General features: G+C 62.5%; 14 protein-coding genes. 2 read left to right on the top strand and 12 right to left on the bottom strand.

Annotated elements, in window-relative coordinates; translation table 11 throughout:
• Window positions 1-70: 70 nt before the first annotated feature.
• Complete coding sequence (gene recQ, locus AC6H0W_RS09515; RefSeq protein ID WP_497576924.1) at window positions 71-1,903, top strand: DNA helicase RecQ; 1,833 nt, start codon at window positions 71-73, stop codon at window positions 1,901-1,903.
• A 30-nt stretch (window positions 1,904-1,933) separates the two neighbouring features.
• A complete protein-coding gene (locus tag AC6H0W_RS09510) occupies window positions 1,934-3,277 on the top strand; it encodes a sodium-dependent transporter (protein WP_497576923.1) in 1,344 nt (447 codons plus the stop codon).
• Here AC6H0W_RS09510 and msrA read toward each other — a convergent pair whose 3' ends face one another.
• From msrA to sucC, 12 genes are all read right to left on the bottom strand, one after another.
• The gene (gene msrA, locus AC6H0W_RS09505) at window positions 3,278-3,835 is read right to left on the bottom strand and encodes a peptide-methionine (S)-S-oxide reductase MsrA (RefSeq protein ID WP_497576922.1); all 558 of its coding nucleotides are present in this window, start codon (window positions 3,833-3,835) and stop codon (window positions 3,278-3,280) included.
• Between the two features lie 41 nt (window positions 3,836-3,876).
• On the bottom strand, window positions 3,877-7,527 hold the full coding sequence (locus AC6H0W_RS09500) for a translocation/assembly module TamB domain-containing protein (protein ID WP_497576921.1): 3,651 nt from the start codon (window positions 7,525-7,527) through the stop codon (window positions 3,877-3,879).
• Window positions 7,524-8,321 carry an indole-3-glycerol phosphate synthase TrpC gene (gene trpC, locus AC6H0W_RS09495; RefSeq protein ID WP_497576920.1) on the bottom strand — a complete coding sequence of 266 codons (798 nt, stop codon included), beginning with the start codon at window positions 8,319-8,321 and terminating at the stop codon, window positions 7,524-7,526. Before trpC ends, AC6H0W_RS09500 begins: the two co-directional genes overlap by 4 nt.
• Entirely contained in the window at window positions 8,318-9,361 is a 1,044-nt protein-coding gene (gene trpD / locus AC6H0W_RS09490; protein WP_497576919.1) for an anthranilate phosphoribosyltransferase, read from the bottom strand. The genes trpC and trpD overlap by 4 nt, the downstream gene beginning before the upstream one ends.
• Before the next feature lie 38 nt (window positions 9,362-9,399).
• Window positions 9,400-9,975: an aminodeoxychorismate/anthranilate synthase component II gene (locus AC6H0W_RS09485; RefSeq protein WP_497576918.1), complete on the bottom strand. Its 576-nt coding sequence runs from the start codon at window positions 9,973-9,975 to the stop codon at window positions 9,400-9,402.
• A gap of 115 nt (window positions 9,976-10,090) precedes the next feature.
• Window positions 10,091-11,578, bottom strand: a complete 1,488-nt coding sequence (trpE, locus tag AC6H0W_RS09480) for an anthranilate synthase component I (RefSeq protein ID WP_497576917.1) — start codon at window positions 11,576-11,578, stop codon at window positions 10,091-10,093.
• A gap of 204 nt (window positions 11,579-11,782) precedes the next feature.
• On the bottom strand, window positions 11,783-12,454 hold the full coding sequence (locus AC6H0W_RS09475) for a phosphoglycolate phosphatase (protein WP_497576916.1): 672 nt from the start codon (window positions 12,452-12,454) through the stop codon (window positions 11,783-11,785).
• Window positions 12,451-13,146, bottom strand: coding sequence for a ribulose-phosphate 3-epimerase (rpe, locus tag AC6H0W_RS09470; protein WP_497576915.1), 696 nt, complete (start codon window positions 13,144-13,146; stop codon window positions 12,451-12,453). The genes AC6H0W_RS09475 and rpe overlap by 4 nt, the downstream gene beginning before the upstream one ends.
• Before the next feature lie 99 nt (window positions 13,147-13,245).
• A complete protein-coding gene (locus AC6H0W_RS09465) occupies window positions 13,246-14,010 on the bottom strand; it encodes a 3',5'-cyclic-nucleotide phosphodiesterase (RefSeq protein WP_497576914.1) in 765 nt (254 codons plus the stop codon).
• A gap of 31 nt (window positions 14,011-14,041) precedes the next feature.
• Window positions 14,042-14,701 (bottom strand): FHA domain-containing protein, encoded by a 660-nt coding sequence (locus tag AC6H0W_RS09460; protein WP_497576913.1) that lies wholly within the window; start codon window positions 14,699-14,701, stop codon window positions 14,042-14,044.
• A gap of 131 nt (window positions 14,702-14,832) precedes the next feature.
• Window positions 14,833-15,726, bottom strand: a complete 894-nt coding sequence (gene sucD, locus AC6H0W_RS09455; protein ID WP_497576912.1) for a succinate--CoA ligase subunit alpha — start codon at window positions 15,724-15,726, stop codon at window positions 14,833-14,835.
• A 12-nt stretch (window positions 15,727-15,738) separates the two neighbouring features.
• Complete coding sequence (gene sucC, locus AC6H0W_RS09450) at window positions 15,739-16,905, bottom strand: ADP-forming succinate--CoA ligase subunit beta (RefSeq protein ID WP_497576911.1); 1,167 nt, start codon at window positions 16,903-16,905, stop codon at window positions 15,739-15,741.
• Between the last annotated feature and the right edge of the window lie 220 nt (window positions 16,906-17,125).

Below are 17,125 nucleotides of genomic sequence, written 5' to 3'. Positions count from 1 at the left end.
TCTTCCAACTCCGTCATGTCGTCAACAATGGACAAGATGTACGCCGGTGCAATCTCACGAAGGGCGTAAAATGGCGCCCTATATGATATCCAGCACGCCCCCCTCCCCGCTTCACATCCTCGAACACGTGTTCGGCTACACCGCCTTTCGCGGCGCTCAGCAGTCAATCATTGAACATGTGAGCCACGGCGGGGATGCACTTGTCCTGATGCCGACCGGCGGCGGCAAATCGCTGTGCTACCAGGTACCCGCCCTGCTGCGCACGGGCACGGCCATCGTGGTGTCGCCGTTGATCGCGTTGATGCAGGATCAGGTCAGCGCCTTGCAGGAGGCCGGCGTTGCAGCGGCTTACCTCAACTCGAGCCAGTCGCTGGACGAAATGAATCAGGTCAGCCAGCAACTGTTGGCTGGCGAGCTGAATTTGCTGTACGTGGCACCCGAACGCCTGCTGAGCGGCCGCATGCTGGGCACGTTCGAGCGCATGCATCGCGAGGAGCGCATCGCGCTGTTCGCCATCGACGAAGCGCATTGCGTATCCCAGTGGGGGCATGACTTTCGCCCCGAGTACCTCCAGCTCTCGGTGCTCCACGAGCGTTTTCCCGGCGTACCCCGCATCGCACTGACGGCAACGGCCGACCCGGAAACCCGCGAGGAGATCGTCGCGCGCCTGCAGCTTGGCGAAGCACGGCGCTTCATTTCCAGCTTCGACCGCCCGAACATCCGCTATCGCATCGACGACAAGGACAACCCACGCAACCAGTTGCTGCACTTCATCCGCAACGACCATCAAGGCGAATCGGGCATCGTGTATTGCCTGTCGCGTCGCAAGGTGGAAGAAACCGCCGCTTGGCTCGCCGAACAGGGCATCGATGCAATGCCCTATCACGCCGGCCTGGGCACCGAAGTGCGTGCCGCCAACCAGACGCGCTTTCTGCGAGAGGACGGCATCGTGATGGTGGCGACCATTGCCTTCGGCATGGGGGTCGACAAACCCGACGTGCGTTTTGTCGCCCACCTCGATCTGCCCCGCTCCATCGAGGGCTATTACCAGGAGACCGGCCGCGCCGGCCGCGATGGTTTGCCGGCCGAAACCTGGATGGCCTGGGGGGCACAGGATGTCGTGCAGCAACGCCGCATGATCGACGAGTCGGAAGGCGGCGAAGACTTCAAACGACGTGCCCGGGCAAGGCTGGATGCCCTCGTGGGGCTGGTCGAATCCGTGACCTGCCGACGGCAGCATCTGCTGGCGCATTTCGGCGAGGATTCCGCCCCCTGCGGCAACTGCGACAACTGCCTGAGCCCGCCGCGTACCTGGGATGCCACCGAATCGGCGCGCAAGGCGCTGTCCTGCGTGTTCCGCACAGGGCAACGTTTTGGCGCCGGCCACCTGATCGACGTGCTGCGCGGCGAGCGCACCGAGAAGGTCGCCGAATGGGAACATCACGCAGTCAGCACCTTCGGAATCGGCGCTGAACTCGACGAGAAGACCTGGCGCACGCTGTTCCGCCAGCTGGTTGCCCGTGGCTTGCTGGCCGTCGACCATGACCGCCACAACGCGCTGATCTTGACCGATGACGCCCGGCCGGTGTTGCGTGGCGAAGCTGGCTTCGAACTGCGTATTCCTCCCGAAAAGAAGCGCGCCCGCTCAACCCGCCGCCGCGTGCTGGACATTCCCGACGGCGTGCCACAAACCTTGTTCGACCGCCTACGCGCATGGCGGGCGGAGACCGCGCGCGAACGCAACGTGCCGGCCTACGTGATCTTCCAGGACGCAACGCTGCGCGAAATCGCCATTGCGCGGCCCGAATCGCTGTCGGCGCTGGGCTCGATCTCAGGCATTGGCGACCGCAAACTCGAAGCCTACGGAAGCGCGATTCTCGATATCGTCGAATCCACCACCTGACCCTGACTCCACTTCCATAAGGCCGAAGCGATGTCCGCGATCACCGCACACGCACAATGGAGCTCCCGCATAGGATTCATCCTCGCCGCTACCGGCTCCGCCGTCGGCCTCGGAAACATCTGGAAGTTTCCCTACATGGTGGGCCAGAGCGGCGGTGCAGCGTTCGTGCTGGTGTATCTGCTGTGCATCCTGATCATCGGCCTGCCCATTCTCACGGCCGAGTGGCTGCTGGGGCGTCGCGGGCAGCGCAACCCGGTCAGCACCATGAGCCATCTTGCACACGTCAACGGGCGCTCTCGCGCATGGGTAGCCGTCGGCGTGGCGGGCGTCATCGCCGCTTTTCTGATTCTTTCGTTCTACAGCGTCATTGGCGGCTGGTCGCTGGCGTATATCTTCGGCGCAGCCAGCGGCAGTTTCACGGGCCTCGCGCCCGCCGCGTCACAAGCGAACTTCGAGGGCATGCTGGCATCCGTGGCAACGCTGCTGGGCTGGCACACGGTGTTCATGGCGCTGACCGTGGGGATCGTCGCCTTCGGCGTTACCCGAGGCATCGAGCGTGCCGCGAAGTTGCTGATGCCCGCATTGGCGGTGCTGCTCATCGGGCTGGTGGCGCATGGCATGAGCACCGAGGGCTTTGCCCCGACCATCCGCTACATGTTCCACCCGGACTGGAGCAAGCTCGACACAGATGTAGTCATCGCCGCACTGGGGCATGCTTTCTTCACGCTGTCGCTGGGCATGGGGATCATGATGGCCTACGGGTCGTACCTTGGCCGCGAGGTCGATCTGCTTTCCACTGCGCGAAGCGTCATCGTGCTCGACACGGTCTTTGCGCTGGCAGCGGGCTTCGTGATCTTCCCCGTGGTGTTTTCCCACGGTCTGGCCCCCGACTCCGGCCCCGGACTGCTGTTCATCACCCTGCCCGTTGGCTTTGGGGCCATCGCCGGCGGGGATCTGCTCGCCACCGCGTTCTTCCTTTTGCTGTCCTTTGCCGCGCTGACCTCGGCCATCTCGCTGATCGAACCAGTGGTCGAATTCACTGAAGAACGCACACGACTCAACCGTCCCCAAGCCACCATCACGATTGGTGTGGCAACGTGGCTGCTGGGTATCGCCGCGCTGCTGTCGTTCAACCTGTGGCAAGGCGTGCAACTTGGCGGCCTGAACATTTTCGATTTGCTGGACTACTTCACCAGCAAATTCCTGCTGCCCCTCACCGGCCTCGGCGCGATCGTGTTCATGGCCTGGTGTCTGGAGCGCCAAAGCGTGCGCAAAGAGCTCGGACTGAGCCCGGCACGCTTTGGTCTGTGGGAGGTGATGACGCGCTATGGCACGCCGCTGGGCGTGTTGGTGGTGTTCGTCGCAAGCCTTTGATCAACGCTTGCGACGGTCGGCGAATTTGGCGCGGAACTTCGCCAGCTTCGGCGCCACGACATACTGGCAATACGGCTGATCCGGATTGTTGGCGAAGAAGTCGAAGTGATAATCCTCCGCCGGCCAGAACGGCGCCGGCAGTTCGATGCTCGTCACCACAGACGAGGGAAACACGCCTTCGGCCTCCAGCTCGGCCATGATCGCCGCCGCGTCATGCAGTTGATCTTCGCTCATCGGGAAGATCGCCGAACGGTACTGGGTACCCACGTCATTGCCCTGACGGTTGAGCGTTGTAGGGTCGTGGGTGGCGAAGAAGATTTCGAGCAGATCACGGTATGAGACCACATCCGGGTCGAAGCTGATGCGCACGACCTCGGCGTGGCCGCTGTCGCCTTCGCAGATCTCGCGATACGTCGGGTGCTCGGTCTTGCCGCCACAGTAGCCCGGCTCGACCTTGCTCACCCCCTCCACTTCGCGAAACACCGCGTCGGTACACCAGAAGCACCCCCCGCCCAAGATGGCCATCTGGATGCGACCGGCTTCCGTTGCATTGCTCATTGCAGTTCTCCCTTTGACCTCCGGCCTGCACATCTCTGTATCTAGCGGAAGGTGATTGTGTAATACAGGTCCGCGGCATTATCGCTGCCGCCACGGGCTACCACCGCAATTCGTCGTGTAAGTTGATACGTCAGGAAAACCAGACTTTCGGCTCCGCTGAGACTTTGCTCGAAGGAAACATTCAAATCTTCACCTACCCGGCGCCCCAAAGTCAGCACCTGGCCGCTCAGGTCGCTCTCACCAGTCACGGTGGTCCCGCTTCCAACCACTCGGCTGGTCTGCACGCGACCGATGCCTGACGTGGACTGGCCGATACCGAACTCGTCGAGCCCGAGACTGCGTTGAAGCTGCTCGGTCATGCCGCCGCCCGGCCCTCCCAGCAAGGCCTGTGCCGCAGGCAGCAGCAGACTCAAATCGGCACCGCCCCCTGCAGTCGGCCCCCGGCCCAGCACGATCCATGAAAGCTTGTCGGGGTCGGGCACTTCGGGCTCCGACACCAGCCTGACCACCGGACGACGCGCGCTGCCGGTGACGGCCACACCCGCCTCCACCGCCAACCCCTTGCGTAGAGCCACGACGTTAAGCCCCGGATTATCGAGCGCCCCCTGGAAGTTGATGACGCCACGGTCGATCGACAAACTCTGACCATACCCGCGATACACCCCACCTTCAGTAGAGATGGTGCCCGTCGCCGAGAGGGCATCACCGGGCCGCAAGCGCAGTTGCAGATCCCCGGCCAGACGCGTATCCAGACCAAGAGCGGACAAATACAGGGCATCGCCCAGCGACACGGTTACCGCGGCACTGACTTGCAAGCCTTCGCCCGCCGGCTCCTCGGTGCCCAGAATGACGACGTCTTCAGACAGGCTCGGCGGCGGCGATTCGGAAAACTCAATGTAGCCCGCATCGGCGCGGAAAAAGGCTTCCAGCGACAGCGAGGTCCACGTACTGACAGCGGAACCCGAACCCGACATCAACAACCAGCGATCCGTGCGCTGCAGGATCGGCAGGCGATCGGCTTCGAACGAGAACCGTCCTTCACCGCTGTCGAGAGCCACTTCGCCGGACGCAGTCAGCCTGCCGGGCTCGCGAGTCAGGGCCTCGAACGGCACACGTCGATCGGGCGGGCGCACCCGATTGGCGGATACGAATTCCAAGCGGCGCAAATACAGCCGATCACGATCAAACTCAGCGAGCAATTCGCCGCCTGACAACTGCGCGCCATGCTCCACGAGCGTCATGGACAAGCCTTCACCGGTGATACGTCCGCTGGCTTGCGGCTCTGCCGGGGTCCCCACTACGGAAAATTGCGCACTCAATGCGCCGTCAAGCACCGTCTCCTGCTGCATCAGACGCGACAACCAGGAAATGGACGGCATGTCGAATTGCACCGAACCGAGCAGATCACCGTTGGGCGCGAGACGCCAACCCGCTTCAGAATCTCGTTCAAGCAAGGCAGTGGCCGAGCCGCTGAGCGTGCCCATCTCGGTACCGCTGGCGTCGAGCGATGCCGCCAATCGCTCACCGGACGCCACGATCACCGCTTCGAGGTGCTGCAACCCGACGCGCGTGCTCAACTCGCCCGGGATGGTGATGTCGCCCGACTCGCGATACACCCGCAATTGGCCCTCGGCCTGACTGGTCAGTTCGATCTCCCACTCAGCGCCAAGGGTAAGCGGGTCGGCCCAGCGGCTTGGAGTGCCGGAAACCTCTTCAATGATGGCCAGCCCGGTGAGGTGACCCACTGCACGGATTCGCTCGGGCGACCAGCTGGTTTCATCCAGCACAACGCGACCTTCCTTGCCGGCTACGAAACGCGCTGCCGCCAAGGCCGCGCGCTGTGGCGAAGCCGTCAGCGAAACGGGGGCTTCAAGCCGCAACGGCAAGCGACCATTGAGCTGAAAACGCTGCAGTTCGCCTCTCCATGCCAGCGCGCCGTCCTTGGGCTGACCGCCTTCGAGCCCCACCTGCAGACGATCACCTTCCGGCGTCGCAGCATCCAGCGAGAAGGTGTGGGCTAGGCGTGAACCGGAGAGTTGCGCCCGCGCCTGCTCAACCCATCGTGACTCCCTGTCGCCAACCCCAGTCACCTCGACGACAAGCTTGAGTGGATCACCGATACCCGTCGCCAACGAGCCCTCGGCCGTAATGCGTTGCGCGCCAACACCATCCTGCAGGCGCAGGCTTTCGGCGCGTGCGGTGAATTGCCCGGCCGGAGCATCCGGCGTACCACGCAGCGTGGCTTTCACATCGGCATTGCCGGAGATACCAAGGCGGAGTTGCTCGATGCGGCGTGCCACCAGCGTCAGATTCAGTGCGTCGCCGGCCTTACCCCATGCACCGCGCGCGGTCAGACGGCTCGGGCCGAGCGAGACATCGACATCCGCGTCGGGCACATGCATGCCGTCCGCCCGCACCCGCCCCTTGCCCGCCAGCGCCATGCCATACAACCGGCTCTTGCCGAACGTCCACGCCAATTGGAGTTGATCGTCGTCACGGAAATCGGCATTCAGGTCGAGCTGGACGCTGCCCTGCGGTGCCTCGGCATGCAGCTTGGACGGGTCGATGGCCGTAGCCGCCAGCGCAGCCACCACCGACGGCAATTGCCCGGCTTCATGCAATTGCGCCGACAGCGTACCGGTCAACGTGCCGCCGCCAAACAACTGCACCTCAAGCTCTTCGAGCTCGACGAACTCTTCGGAAGCTCTGACGCGAGTGCTCAGCGCTTGGACCGGCACGCCGTTTTCATCCACGCGCAATGGCCGCGCATTGCGCACCTGCACATCGCCGCCCAGCACGCCATCGCTACCCGTGGCCAGTTGCGCATTCAGACCGAGGGTGGCAGTCGGGGCGCCAGCGGCAAAGGCCGACGGATCCAGCCCGTCTAGCGCAAGTTGCAGCGTGTGCAAGGGGAAAGCGTCAAACGGGGTGAGCACAGCCTCGGCGCTGCCGGTCAGTTCGGCACCTTCACCATTGAGCCGTGCATTCAGCCGCCCCAGATCGCCATCGACGTCGAATGCCGCACGGAAGTCGCGTCCGTCGACTTGGGCACTGACAGTGCCTTGCGCCAACAACGCGTGCGGGAAAGGGTTGGTGTCGAAGCTTGCGGAAAGACCGGCCTCGGCCCATGGCGTAGTGATCTCGAAGCGGTCAATGCGCTGAACACCCGATTCGCCGGACAGGCCCGCGCGGATGCCCGAAAAACCAAGGGGGCTGCGCTCGTCCTGCTCATCCCACGGCACGATGACGACACTACCCACCGCAAGCTCGCCCTGCACATACATGGGCAACTGGATATTGGGCATTTCCAGCGGCTCAGGCTCGCTGGGCTCGGTTGGGCGCATGGCCACGCTTACCGTCTCGACCGTGAGCGAATCGATCTGCACGCGGCCGCGGATCAGGCTCAACGGGCTCCAGTCGATGCCGACCGGGCCGGTTTCCACCCGCAAGTCAGGCATATCGACGGACAGACGCTCGAACGACAGAGGGCCGATCAGGCGCCCGGTGAGGCCATCCACCTGCAGCGCGATGCCCGTTGTACGACGTGCCAGATCAAGCGCCAGCAACGCACCCGACTGCGTCGTCAGCAGCCAAGCGCCGAACACCACCGGCAACGCGATGAGGGCAAGCAGCGTGCCGACGAGAACACGCCGTACGCTGATGGAGGGGGTTGAGCGTTTGGCGACCGTCATTCACCCCGGCCGAACAGCGCGCGCAGCGCCGTGCCGGGATCATCAGCGCGCATGAAGGCCTCGCCCACGAGAAAGGCATGCACGTCGTGCGAACGCATCTGCGCAACGTCGCCCGGCGCGAGAATGCCGGATTCCGTGACGACGATGCGCTCGTCCGGGATACGGTCGAGCAATTCGAGAGTGGTTTGCAGAGTCACGTCGAAAGTGCGCAGATTGCGGTTGTTGATGCCAATGAGCGGGGTAGACAGTTGTAGGGCCAGCTCAAGTTCCGCGCCATCGTGAACTTCCACCAGCACACCCATGCCAAGATCATGCGCGATCGATTCGAACTCGCGCATTTGATCCAGATCGAGCGCTGCCGCGATCAACAGAATGGCGTCGGCACCCATGGCACGCGCCTCATACACCTGCCACACATCCACCAGGAAATCCTTGCGCAGCACCGGCAAGGCACAAGCCGCGCGTGCCTGTTGCAAATACTCGGTGGCACCCTGGAAGAAATCGCGATCGGTCAACACCGACAGGCACGCCGCACCGGCGGCCTCATAATTCGCCGCGATTTCCGCCGGATGAAAATCGGCACGAATCACGCCCTTGGACGGGCTCGCCTTCTTGATCTCGGCGATCACCGCGGAATCCCCTGCCTCGATACGCGCCCTCATCGAGGCCACAAAGCCGCGCACGGGCACGGCAGAGGCGGCCAGGTCGCGCTGCTTGGCGAGCGAAATGACTTGCTTGCCGTGCGCCACCTCCTCGCGTTTGACGGCCAGAATGCGTTCGAGAATGTCGCTCATGCTTTGGCCTTTGCGCACGACTGGGTGAAGCGCACGAAGGAGTCAAGCTTGGCGCGGGCAGCGCCACTGACCAGCACTTCGCGCGCGCGCTTGATACCTGCGCCGATGTCCGGCACCAGGTTGGCCGTATACAGGGCCACGCCGGCATTGAAGACGACGATCTCGCGCGCGGGGCCCTCCCGGTTGTCGAGCGCCCCGAGCAACATCTCGCGCGACGCATCGGCGTCCGCCACCTGGATGTTGCGCGTGCCCGACATGGCAATGCCGAAATCCTCGGGGTGAATCTCGTACTCGGTGACCTCACCGTTCTTCAGCTCGCCCACGCGCGTGGCGGAGCCGAGACTGACCTCATCCATGCCGTCCAGCCCATGCACGACGAGCACGTGATTCGCGCCCAGACGCTGCATCACGCGCACCTGAATGCCCACCAGATCGGCATGGAACACGCCCATCAGCGTGTTTGGCGCCCCCGCCGGGTTGGTCAGCGGGCCGAGGATATTGAAGATGGTGCGTACGCCCATCTCGCGGCGCACCGGCGCAACGTTCTTCATGGCGCTGTGGTGATTCGGCGCGAACATGAAGCCCACACCGGTCGCTTCGACACACGCTGCGACCTGCTCAGGTGACAGCGCCAGATTGGCGCCAAGCGCCTCCAGAACGTCGGCCGCGCCGGATTTGGACGAAACGCTGCGTCCGCCGTGCTTGGCTACGCGCGCACCGGCTGCTGCAGCGACGAAGATCGTGGCCGTCGAGATATTGAAGGTCTGCGAGCCATCACCGCCGGTACCCACCACGTCGAGAAAATGCTCGTGCGGCGCCGGCACCACGACTTTGGTCGACATCTCGCGCATCACCGTCGCGGCAGCGGTGATTTCACCGATGGTTTCTTTCTTGACGCGCAGGCCGGTGAGAATGGCGGCGGTCATCACCGGCGAAATTTCGCCGGCCATGATCTGGCGCATCAGCGACAGCATCTCGTCGTAAAAGATTTCGCGGTGATCGATGGTGCGTTGCAGGGCTTCCTGCGCGGTAATGCTCATGGTCTCACTCCGGTGAGGAAAACATTCCAGCCGGGCCATCAGGCCGGAACGTGTTCATCCAGAAAATTCTTCAGTAGCGCATGGCCCTGCTCGGTCAGGATCGATTCGGGGTGAAACTGCACCCCTTCGACGGCCAGTGTCTTGTGACGAACGCCCATGATCTCGCCGTCATCCGTCCATGCCGTGATCTCGAGGCAGTCGGGCAAGCTGGCTCGCTCGATCGCGAGCGAGTGATAGCGTGTGCAGGTCAGCGGATTGGGCAGGCCACGAAAAACGCCCAGGCCGTGGTGGTGCACAGGCGAGGTCTTGCCGTGCATCAGTTGCTGCGCATGCACGATCTTGCCGCCAAAAGCAGCGCCGATGCTCTGATGCCCCAGGCATACGCCGAGCAACGGAATCTTGCCTGCGAACTCGCGAATCGCCGCGACCGAGACACCGGCCTCCGCCGGCGAACACGGCCCCGGCGAAATCACCAGTTGCTCGGGAGCCAGCTGGGCGATGCCGGCCAGATCGATCTCGTCATTGCGAAACACCCGCACGTTCGCGCCCAGCTCGCCAAAGTACTGCACGAGGTTGTAGGTGAAGCTGTCGTAGTTGTCGATCATCAGCAGCATGATCAAGCTCCTTGGAAACTAAGCAGGCACGAACGCAGGCAAGCGAGAGCGCTCGCCATTGCATGCTGTGGCGTCAATACGGGGGAAATCTGTGTGGGGCAACTCGCAGTCATGATCAGTCCGCCTGCGTGTCGAGCCCTGCCTCGGCCATCTCGGCCGCCCTGAGCATGGCGCGCGCCTTGCTCTGCGTTTCCTGCCATTCGGCATCGGGATTGGAATCGGCCACGATGCCGGCACCGGCCTGCACGTGAATCTGACCATCCTTGATGACCGCCGTGCGGATCGCGATGGCCAGATCCATTTCGCCATGAAAACCCAGGTAACCCACCGAACCGGAGTAGATGCCGCGTTTGACCGGCTCCATCTCGTCGATGATTTCCATCGCACGCACCTTGGGCGCGCCCGAAACCGTGCCCGCCGGGAAGGTCGCGCGCAGCACGGCCATCGCATTGAGATCCTTGCGCAGCGCACCTTCGACGTTGGAGACGATGTGCATCACGTGCGAATAACGCTCGATGGTGAAGCGCTCGGTCACCTTGACGGTACCGATCTCGGCCACCCTGCCGGCGTCGTTACGCCCCAGATCGAGCAGCTGCAGATGCTCGGCGAGCTCTTTCTGGTCGGACAGCAGTTCACGTTCGAGTGCGAGGTCTTCCTCGGGTGTGGCACCACGTCGGCGCGTGCCTGCAATCGGGCGGACGGTCACGCGGCTTCCACCCGGCTCATCATCCAACCGCACCAGAATTTCCGGCGAGGCCCCGACCACGTGGAAGTCGCCCAGATCGAAATAGAACATGTACGGCGACGGGTTGAGCGAGCGAATGGCGCGGTACAGCGCCAACGGGCTGGCCGAATACGGCTTGCTCATGCGCTGCGACAGCACGACCTGCATCACATCGCCATCGACGATGTATTGCTTGGTGCGGCGCACGGCATCCTTGAAGCCCTCTTCGCCAAAACTCGATACGGCAGGTTGCGATGTGGTCGCCATTTCCGACGGAATCGTCACCGGCTCTCGCAGGCGTGCGAGCAACTGCGCAATGCGAGTGCGCGCTGCTGCGTATGCGCCCTCGCTCGTCGGGTCGGCATAAACCACCAGGGTGAGCTTGCCCGACAGGTTGTCGACGATGGCGATTTCTTCGGACAGCAGAAGCACGATATCCGGCGTATCGAGCGCGTCGGGCTTGGAGCACGGGCCCAGGCGCGGCTCGATGTAGCGCACCGTGTCGTAGCCGAAGCAGCCCACCAGGCCGCCGGCAAACCGCGGCAAACCGTCACGGGGCGGCACGTGAATGGCGGCCATGAACTCAGTGATGTATTGCAGCGGGTCGATGTCTTCATGCGCATCGACCACTTCGCTACCGCCGATGACTTGCAGCGAGCGGCCACGCACTTCGATGCGCTTGGTCGCCGCTAGGCCGATGATGGAATAACGACCGAAACGCTCTCCACCCTGCACGGATTCAAGCAGATAGGTATGAGGCGCGTTGGCCAGTTTCAGGTAGATCGAAAGCGGTGTATCGAGATCGGCGAAGGTTTCGAGCGTAACCGGAATACGGTTGTAACCCTCGGCGGCGAGTCGATTGAATTCCTGCTCAAGCATGGGGACTCCACAAACACGGTGTATCAGAACGGGGCCGCAGGCAAACGCCCGCGATTGAAGCGAGTATCAGAGGCCGGAAGGCCAGCGCCAGCCCCGCCAGCGGCATTGCGCTGCGGCGTGAAAGGCGTGTTCCCCGTGGAGTACCCGTTGATTGAGAGTCACGATGATCGAAATCGGAGAGTGGTCAAAAAAACCGCTGCGCTTTCAGTGCCGCTGAATGCGGTCAAGCGCCTCGGATGCGTTCGATAGTAGCCCATCGCATTCGATGGTGTCCACCGGCACACCCTCGCTGTAACCGTAGGTCACCAGCAGCACCGGCATGCCTGCCGCTCGCGCCGCCAGAGCGTCATTCGCCGAATCACCCACCATCAATGCGCGGCGCACGCCGAGGGCTTCGCAAGCATGGTGCAGCATCGCCGGGTCGGGCTTTTTCACCGGCAAGGTGTCACCACTCACGACCACATCGAAAAAGTCGGCGAGCCCGACACGCTCGAGCAAAGCCAAGGTGTACGCCTCGGCCTTGTTGGTGACGCAGGCGAGCTTGATGCCCATTTTCCTCAGTGTGGCAAGCGTCTCGCGCACCGTCGGGTATACCGTGGCATGCAAGCCATTGACGTCGGCGTAATGGCGCAGGAATACCGCGACCGCCGCCGCGATCTGGTCTTGCGACGCCGTGGCGCCTTCAGTCATGCAGCGCGTGACAAGATTGGGAATGCCCTTGCCGACAAAGGTGCGGATCTGTGCCACCTCGCGCACCGGCCGACCCAGCTCTGCGAGCATGCGATTGGCTGCCAACGCAATGTCATCCACGGTATCGATCAGAGTGCCGTCGAGGTCGAACAACACCGCCTCGACATCAAAGCGCCCTGCGCTCACGCTGCGGCCTTGGCGAGCTCGGCGCGCAAACTGGAAATCACGCTGTCGTATCGGTTGGGATCAGCAGTCGAAGCAGCGCCAAACACCGCAGAACCCGCAACGAAGGTATCCGCGCCCGCCTTGGCGATCTCGGCGATGTTGTCGATCTTCACGCCACCATCGACCTCCAGCAGGATGCGCCGACCGCTTTGCTGCTCATAGGCATCCAGCCGTGCGCGCGTCTGGCGCAGCTTGTCGAGCGTGCCGGGGATGAACTTCTGCCCACCGAACCCGGGGTTCACACTCATCAGCAGCACCACGTCGATGCGATCCATGACGTGATCGAGGTAATGCAGCGGCGTGCCCGGGTTGAACACCAGTCCAGCCTGGCAGCCGTGCTCGCGGATCAACGCCAGACTGCGATCGACGTGATCTGAAGCCTCGGGATGAAAGGTGATGATGTTTGCGCCGGCTTTGGCAAAGTCGGGAATGATGCGGTCCACCGGACGCACCATCAGGTGCACATCGATCGGCGCCGTTGTGTGCGGACGAATGGCCTCGCACACCAGCGGGCCTACCGTGAGGTTGGGCACATAGTGGTTGTCCATCACGTCGAAATGTATCCAGTCGGCTCCGGACGCGACGACGTCACGAACTTCTTCACCAAGGCGAGCGAAGTCGGCGGAAAGAATACTGGGGGCGATGCGGAACATCGAAAACTCCTGGAGCGGTCTGGTAACGGCGCGGGCAGCCCGAAACGGGCATTGCAAAGGCGCGATTCTACCGCAGCCAGGCGCCCAGACCCGCGACGCTCAGAACTCCAGCACTTCACCACGCAACAACATCGATGGACGCAGGCGACCGGCGCCGGCTTCGATCTGCTCGGTCACGCGAAATTCCTGCCCCGGTTTGAGATGGCTGATATGGACCTGCGGATTGCTGCGAATTCCGCTCAGCAAGCAGATCAACGATTGTGGATGCAGATGACTGGACGCCTCGGCGAGGTCTCGCTGCTCATCGGTGAAGGCCGTTTCGATCAACAGATGCTGCAAGGGGCCGAGTGCATTCAGCGCCGCCACGAAACCCGGATCAAACCGCGTATCGCCACTGAACACCAACTTGCCCGCCCCGCTGTCGAGACACCATGCCAGCGCCGGCACACTGTGAAAGGCCGGCAATGCCTGGATGCGACGCCCATTCAACTCGACGCAGTCACCGACCTCGACAGCCTTGAAACGCAGCATCGGGTTACCCTCTGGCAACACCGTGAAATCAGGCCACATCGTGGTGTTGAAGACATGCCTGCGCAAGGCTTCCAAAGTGCCAGGCAAGGCATGAACGGTGACCGGGGCGTTGCGCCACTCGGCCACCGAGTCCGCCAGCAAAGGCAAGAACGCAATGTGATCGAAATGCGCGTGGGTCAAGAACACGTGATCGATGCGCACCAATGCCTCGAGCGGCAAATCGCCCACCCCCGTACCGCAATCGAGCAGGATGTCGTCGTCGACCAGAAACGACGTCGTGCGACGTTCGCCCCCACCGATCCCGCCACTGCAGCCGAGCACTGCCAGCTTCATGTTCGCCCCTTGGTTCGACTTCGAGGCGAGATCAGCCGCGCAAATCGAACTCCATGCAAATTCCGGACAGCTCGAACACCGCCCGTTCGCCCAAGTCCAGCCCCTCTTCCGCAATGACCTGGCCATTGATCCGAGGGCGCTCTCCCTCCACGGCAACCAGGTGGAAGCCACCCGGCTTGCGCGTGATCGCCGCCACCTGCCCTCCGGGACTGCCGAGCATCGTGCGCGCCTTGGTCAATACGACTTCACGCCCCGCATGAGGGCCGCTCAACACCTTGACCACGGCGGTGCGCGACCTGGGCTGCTCGTGCTGCTGAGGCGCCGAATCCGCACGCTCGCCCAACGGCACGACCGTCGAGGCACGCAAGCGCTGCGCCTCCTCTTCCTGCGTCATCTTGGCTGCCAGGAATTTGAGACGATACTTGCCCAAGGTAATGACGTCACCATCCAACAGAGCCCTGCGTGTGACAGGTTTGCCATTTACGTTCGTTCCGTTGGTGCTATCGAGATCTTCGAGAAACGAATCACCGAGAATGGTGGTGATGCGGGCATGCTCACCACTGATCGCGAGATCCTCGATCTGGATCTCATTGACGCCTTTGCGCCCGATGCTCAGACGCTCGCGATCGAGCACGATCTCGCGCAACACGAGACCATCCATGCTTAGTATCAGACGGGGGACTACGCTCATGCGTATCGAGGACGATTCATGAAATAGTTCATGGTTGCGATTCTAGCCGGATACGACCGAACTGCGCGTAGAGGGCCCGTAAACAAAAAAGCGCCGGACGAAGCCGGCGCTTTTTCATGCGGAAGTTGCTCTTACAGCAGCGACTTCAGCAGCTTGCCCATGACGGACGGATCACGCGTGATCTTGAAGCCAGACTCTTCCATGATGGCGAGCTTGGCATCAGCGGTGTCTTCGCCGCCCGAGATCAGCGCACCGGCGTGGCCCATGCGCTTGCCTGCGGGTGCGGTCACACCGGCGATGAAGCCGACAACCGGCTTCTTCATGTTGTCCTTGCACCAACGAGCGGCCGTAGCCTCGTCCGGGCCACCGATCTCGCCGATCATGATGACGGCGTCGGTATCCGGATCGTCGTTGAACATCTTCATCACGTCGATGTGCTTCAGACCGTTGATCGGGTCACCACCGATGTTCACCACGGTGGACTGACCCAGACCGACGTCGGACAGCTGCGAGGCGGATTCATAGGTCAGCGTGCCGGAGCGCGACACAACACCGATCCGGCCTTTCTTGTGGATGTGGCCAGGCATGATGCCGATCTTGATTTCTTCCGGCGTAATCACGCCCGAGCAGTTCGGCCCGATCAGCAGGGTGCGCTTGCCACCGGCTGCTTCCTTGGCACGCATGCGGGTGCGCAGTTCGAGCATGTCGCGAACCGGAATGCCTTCGGTGATGCAGATCACGAGATCGAGATCGGCATCAACGGCTTCCTGAATGGCGGCAGCCGCGCCTGCGGGCGGCACGTAGATCACCGAAGCCGTGGCACCGGTAGCCGACTTGGCATCGGCAACAGTTGCGAAGATGGGCACATCCAGGAGCGACTCACCGGCTTTCTTCGGGTTCACGCCGGCAACGAAGCAGTTCTTGCCGTTCGCGTACTCGATGCACTTCTCGGTGTGGAACTGACCGGTCTTGCCAGTCATGCCCTGGGTAATGACCTTGGTGTCCTTGTTGATGAGAATCGACATTCGCTTGCTCCTTTACTTGCCCTTGACCGCGTTGACAATCGCGGTCGCAGCTTCAGCCATGGTGTCCGCAGCAATGATCGGCAGGCCGGATTCAGCCAGGATCTTCTTGCCGACTTCTTCGTTCGTGCCCTTCATGCGCACGACCAGCGGCACGCTGAGCTTGACTTCGCGAGCAGCGGTAACGACACCGTTGGCGATCGTGTCGCAGCGCATGATGCCACCGAAGATGTTCACCAGAATGCCCTTGACCTTCGGGTTCTTGAGCATGATCGTGAAAGCCGCCGTAACCTTCTCGGTCGTGGCACCGCCGCCGACGTCGAGGAAGTTGGCCGGCTCGCCGCCGAACAGCTTGATGGTGTCCATGGTGGCCATGGCCAGACCGGCACCGTTCACCATGCAGCCGATATCGCCATCGAGGCTGATGTAGGCGAGGTCGTATTTGGAAGCTTCGATTTCCTGCTCGTCTTCTTCATCGGTATCGCGGTAGGCGACGATGTCTTCGTGACGGAACAACGCGTTGGAGTCGAAATCGAACTTGGCGTCGAGCGCCTTGACCGTGCCGTTGCCCTCGCGGATCAGCGGGTTGATCTCGGCCAACGAAGCGTCGGTTTCCATGTAGCAGGTGTACAGCTTCTTGAACGCGTCGATGGCGTTGGCACGGGCTTCTGCCGGCATGCCGATGCCGTCGGCGAGTTCGCCGGCTTGGGCGTCGGTCAGACCGGTCAGCGCATCGACGAACACCTTGATGATCTTCTCGGGAGTCTTTTCGGCGACTTCCTCGATGTCCATGCCGCCTTCCGACGAGGCCATCAGAACGACCTTCTGCGTGGCACGGTCGGTCAGCGCAGCGACGTAGTACTCGTGCTGGATGTCAGCGCCTTCCTCGACCATAAGACGACGGACCTTCTGGCCTTCGGGGCCGGTCTGGTGCGTAACGAGCTGCATGCCGAGGATGGAATCGGCGTGGCTACGCACTTCGTCGAGCGACTTGGCGAGCTTGACGCCACCGCCCTTGCCACGGCCACCGGCGTGAATCTGCGCCTTGACGACCCAGATCTTGCCACCGAGGCTCTCGGCCGCTTTGACGGCTTCATCGACGGAGAAACACGGAACGCCTTTCGGCGTGACGATGCCGAACTTCCTCAGAACTTCTTTTGCCTGGTACTCATGAATTTTCATGGTTGCCCTTCGATCGAAGTTGCGACCTCTGACGGGCCGCGAACGGTTGATGGGACGATCAAATTTTTTGGTTGTATGGCGGACGACATCTACCTTGTACCGATGTCTTCCAGAGGTCTCGCCTGGTAGGCACTACCCGATCTCGTGCTCGCCCCCCGGTCAGGAGCTCTGATGCCAAGAACCCGGCAGTATAACTCGTTGTCGCGTTGTGGAAATCCCG

The organism is Pseudazoarcus sp. NS20, from assembly GCF_059703745.1.
This window is presented reverse-complemented; position numbering and strand designations above follow the sequence as displayed.

Bases quoted from the DNA above. Each gene is read 5' to 3' on its own strand.
- rpe (WP_497576915.1), bottom strand. From the start codon at position 13,146: ATGTTCCGCATCGCCCCCAGTATTCTTTCCGCCGACTTCGCTCGCCTT.
- msrA (WP_497576922.1), bottom strand. From the start codon at position 3,835: ATGAGCAATGCAACGGAAGCCGGTCGCATCCAGATGGCCATCTTGGGC.
- AC6H0W_RS09500 (WP_497576921.1), bottom strand. From the start codon at position 7,527: ATGACGGTCGCCAAACGCTCAACCCCCTCCATCAGCGTACGGCGTGTT.
- sucC (WP_497576911.1), bottom strand. From the start codon at position 16,905: ATGAAAATTCATGAGTACCAGGCAAAAGAAGTTCTGAGGAAGTTCGGC.
- AC6H0W_RS09465 (WP_497576914.1), bottom strand. From the start codon at position 14,010: ATGAAGCTGGCAGTGCTCGGCTGCAGTGGCGGGATCGGTGGGGGCGAA.
- trpC (WP_497576920.1), bottom strand. From the start codon at position 8,321: ATGAGCGACATTCTCGAACGCATTCTGGCCGTCAAACGCGAGGAGGTG.
- recQ (WP_497576924.1), top strand. From the start codon at position 71: ATGGCGCCCTATATGATATCCAGCACGCCCCCCTCCCCGCTTCACATC.
- AC6H0W_RS09460 (WP_497576913.1), bottom strand. From the start codon at position 14,701: ATGAGCGTAGTCCCCCGTCTGATACTAAGCATGGATGGTCTCGTGTTG.
- trpD (WP_497576919.1), bottom strand. From the start codon at position 9,361: ATGAGCATTACCGCGCAGGAAGCCCTGCAACGCACCATCGATCACCGC.
- AC6H0W_RS09510 (WP_497576923.1), top strand. From the start codon at position 1,934: ATGTCCGCGATCACCGCACACGCACAATGGAGCTCCCGCATAGGATTC.
- trpE (WP_497576917.1), bottom strand. From the start codon at position 11,578: ATGCTTGAGCAGGAATTCAATCGACTCGCCGCCGAGGGTTACAACCGT.
- sucD (WP_497576912.1), bottom strand. From the start codon at position 15,726: ATGTCGATTCTCATCAACAAGGACACCAAGGTCATTACCCAGGGCATG.
- AC6H0W_RS09485 (WP_497576918.1), bottom strand. From the start codon at position 9,975: ATGCTGCTGATGATCGACAACTACGACAGCTTCACCTACAACCTCGTG.